This is a genomic window from Streptomyces sp. 13-12-16 (assembly GCF_002114215.1).
GTDB lineage: Bacteria > Actinomycetota > Actinomycetes > Streptomycetales > Streptomycetaceae > Streptomyces.
In genome coordinates, this window is the sequence record NZ_NCTE01000749.1 from 1 (window position 1) to 3,392 (window position 3,392).

Here is a 3,392-nt window from a genome sequence, read left to right on the forward strand (position 1 = left end):
CGGGCGGGGCCGAGCCCCTCCGCCTCGACGCCGAGCCGCAGCAGATCGCCGGTCGCGACCGGCTCCGACTCGACGGCCAGCTCCACCTCCACCCAGCCCCGCCCGTCCGCCGGCCTCGCGTCCGCGAGCGCCCGCACCCCCGCCGCCCCGAACTGCATCGGCAGCAGCTTCTGCCCGCGCGGTGACAGCCGCAGCCGGGCCGTACCCTGCCGCGTCGCCGCCTCCATCCGCCGGGAGGACTCCGTCCAGTACGCGGCCAGGTCGAAGCCCGCGGGCCGGGTGAACTCCCCGCCCGTCTCCGTCACCGCCTGGAACCGTGACACCCGGTAGGTGCGCACCGAGTCCTCCGCCAGCGCCACCAGGTACCAGATGCCGCCCTTCAGCACGAGCCCCAGCGGACGCATCTCCCGGTGCACGTCACCGCGCCAGCGCCGGTAGTGGGTGCGCAGCACCCTCCGTTCCCACACCGCCCGCGCGACGGTCTCCAGGTGCGGCACGGGGTCGGCGTCCCGGAACCAGGCCGGCGCGTCCAGGTGGAACCGCTCGCGCACCCGCCGCGCCTGATCCGCCAGTTCGCCCGGAAGGGCTGCCTCCATCTTCAGCTGGGCGCTCGCCAGGACGGCACCCAGTCCCAAATCCCTGGCCGGTCCGGGCAGCCCCGCGAGCACCAGCGAACCGGCCTCCGCGTCCGTCAGCCCGGTCAGCCGCGTGCGGTAGCCCTCCATCAGACGGTAGCCGCCCTCGGGTCCGCGCTCGGCCCGCACCGGCACCCCGGAGGCACCGAGCGCCTCGACGTCCCGGTAGACGGTGCGCACCGACACCTCCAGCTCCGCCGCCAGTTCGGGGGCGGTCATCCGGCCGCGGTTCTGCAGCAGCAGGAGCAGGGAGAGAAGCCGGTCGGCGCGCATGGGAGCCATTGTCCGGCCGTACCTGACAGAAGGTGTCAGGTACGGCCGGAAGAGTGGGGGGGCGCACCGTCGACCACCCCGGAAGGGAACACCCATGCCCACCACCAGGACCACCGGCCACTTCACCTTCGCCGACTGGAAGGAGAACGCCGTCACCGGCGAGGACGGCCTTCCCCGGCTCGCGAACGCCACGGTCGTCAACGCCTTCTCGGGCGGCATCGAGGCGGATCCCACCACCTGCGACTACTCGATCGCCTATCTGACCGGGAGCACCGGCACCTTCGCGGGCATGGAGCTCGTCAGTGGCCGGGTCGACGGCCGCGCGGGCACCTTCGTCCTGGAGGAGCGCGGCCGCTTCGAGAGCGACGGCACCGTCCACTGCGCCTTCGAGGTCGTCGAGGGTTCGGGCACCGGGGAGCTGACGGGACTGCGCGGCACGGGCGGGTTCACCTACCGGCACGGGGAGACGAAGGTGGCGTACACCTTCGAGTACGGGCTGGGGTGACCGGGAGGGGCCCACTCCCACAAGTGCGTGGCTCGGCGAAACCGGCTCTGTGTACAGTGGACCAGCCTTCGCGCGCGCCGCGCGGCGCCTCCTTAGCTCAGCTGGCCAGAGCAACGCACTTGTAATGCGTAGGTCGTCGGTTCGAATCCGACAGGGGGCTCTGGCGAAATCCCGGGTCGGAACTGTTCCGGCCCGGGATTTCTCATGCCGTACGGCCGCGCAGCCGACGCGCGATCTCCAGGTCCGTCTCGTCCAGGGGGCGGCCCTCCTCGACCTCCCACAGGCAGTTCTGCAGCAGCCGGCCGTGCGTCCACGCGCGTGCACGCGCGCGGTCCAGGCCGAGGACCTCGGTCATGGCGTCGAAGCGCCAGATGACGTCGTCGGGGTCGAAGCGGTTGGCCAGGGCGGGCCAGAGGTCGAAGCCGGGGTCGCCGGCCAGGGGTTTGGGGTCGATGGCGAGCCAGGGGGCGCGGTCGGAGGCGAGGACGTTCTCGTCGTGCAGGTCCCAGTGGAGGAGGCGGTCGCCGGGTTCGTCGGTGACCTCGCGCACGGCGGCGGCGCAGTCGGCGACGAGGCGGCGGGCGGCCGGGTCCGGGATGCGGTCCAGGACGGCGGGGGTCCGCTCCAGCATGGCCGGTGCGATGTCGCGGAGGTGACGCATGCCCACGGGGGCCGGGGTGGTGTGGAGGTGGGCGAGGAGGCGGGCGATGACCAGGACGGCCTCGTGGACGTCCTCCTGGTGCGAGAGCATCCGGGAGGCGTCGAGGCGTTCCAGGAGCATGGTGCCGGTGGGTTCGTCGTGGTCGAGCAGGCGGACGGCGCCGTCGCCGTTCCACAGGCGCAGGGCGACCGGTTCGCCGTCGGTCTCGTGGTCGCGGATCTGGAGTTTGAGCACCGCGTGGGTGCCGTCCGCGCGGGTGACGGGGAGGACGAGGGCGCTCACGCCGTGCATGGGTGTTCCGGTGGCGTGCAGGTCCCAGCGGTCCAGGAAGGCGGCGGTGAGGTCGGGGAGGGCGGCGATGAAGGCGCGGCCCGCTTCCTTGTTGTACTTCTCCTGGGTGGCGGCGAGTTCCGCGGGGATGTCGATCACCTTTCGCACAGTAGTGGCGTCCGCTACGGCTCCAGGACGACTTTTCCGGTCGTCTGCCTGTTCTCCAGGGCGCGGTGGGCGGTGGCGGCCTCGGCGAGCGGGAAGCGGTGCACGGCGGGGGTGAGTCTGCCTTCGGCGGCCTGGGTGAGGGCGCGTAGTTCGAGGGTGCGGACGGGGTTGGGGCCGCCGGCCCTGCGCATCATCTCGGGGCCGAGGACGTTGTGGGAGACGCCGTCGACGAGGTACGGGCTGTCGCTGCGGATGCCCTGGGAGGACCAGCCGAACACGATGTGGCGGCCGTCGGGGGCGAGGAGGTCGACCGCCGTGCGGGCGGTGTCCCCGCCCACGCCGTCGTACACGATGGTGATCCTGCCCCGGTGGGCGTCGAGTCGTTCGGGCCAGTCGGGGTTCGTGTAGTCGACGGCGAGGTCGGCGCCGGCGGCCGTGACCCGGGCGGTTTTCACGGGGCCGCCGGCCAGGCCGATGACGGTGGCGCCGGCGTTCTTGGCGTACTGCACGAGGAGTGTGCCGATGCCGCCCGCCGCCGCCGGGACGAGGACCACGTCCGTGGGGCCGGGTTCGGCGAACTGCACGATGCCCATCGTGGTGCGGCCCGTGCCGATCATGGCGACGGCTTCGGCGAAGTCGAGGCGTTCGGGGATCTCGTGGAGCCGGTCGGCGTCGGTGACGGCGAGTTCCGCGTAGCCGCCGGGTGCGAAGCCGAGGTGGGCGACCACGCGGCGGCCGAGCAGGTGTGCGGGGGTGCCCTCGCCGAGTGCGTCGACGACTCCGGCGACCTCGCGGCCGGGGACGGTCGGCAGGGTGGCCGGGGCCGGGGCGGGGCCCCGCGCGCCTTCGCGCAGGGCCGTGTCCAGGAGGTGGACGCCGG

The 3,392-nt window shown here is 73.1% G+C and carries 4 protein-coding genes and 1 tRNA gene; 2 read left to right on the plus strand and 3 right to left on the minus strand.

The window, feature by feature from the left end; translation table 11 throughout:
• Positions 1 to 908: YafY family protein (locus tag B7767_RS27945; RefSeq protein WP_085574594.1), on the minus strand; the 908-nt coding region annotated here is incomplete at its 3' end.
• 94 nt (positions 909 to 1,002) lie between these two features.
• On the opposite strand from B7767_RS27945, the gene B7767_RS27950 reads away from it, so the two are divergent.
• Complete coding sequence (locus B7767_RS27950; protein WP_085574595.1) at positions 1,003 to 1,413, plus strand: DUF3224 domain-containing protein; 411 nt, start codon at positions 1,003 to 1,005, stop codon at positions 1,411 to 1,413.
• A gap of 86 nt (positions 1,414 to 1,499) precedes the next feature.
• Positions 1,500 to 1,573: transfer RNA gene (locus B7767_RS27955), tRNA-Thr, on the plus strand.
• 42 nt (positions 1,574 to 1,615) lie between these two features.
• Here B7767_RS27955 and B7767_RS27960 read toward each other — a convergent pair.
• Entirely contained in the window at positions 1,616 to 2,512 is an 897-nt protein-coding gene (locus B7767_RS27960) for an aminoglycoside phosphotransferase family protein (RefSeq protein ID WP_085574596.1), read from the minus strand.
• Positions 2,513 to 2,526: 14 nt separating this feature from the next.
• Positions 2,527 to 3,392: zinc-binding dehydrogenase (locus tag B7767_RS27965; protein WP_085574597.1), on the minus strand; the 866-nt coding region annotated here is incomplete at its 5' end.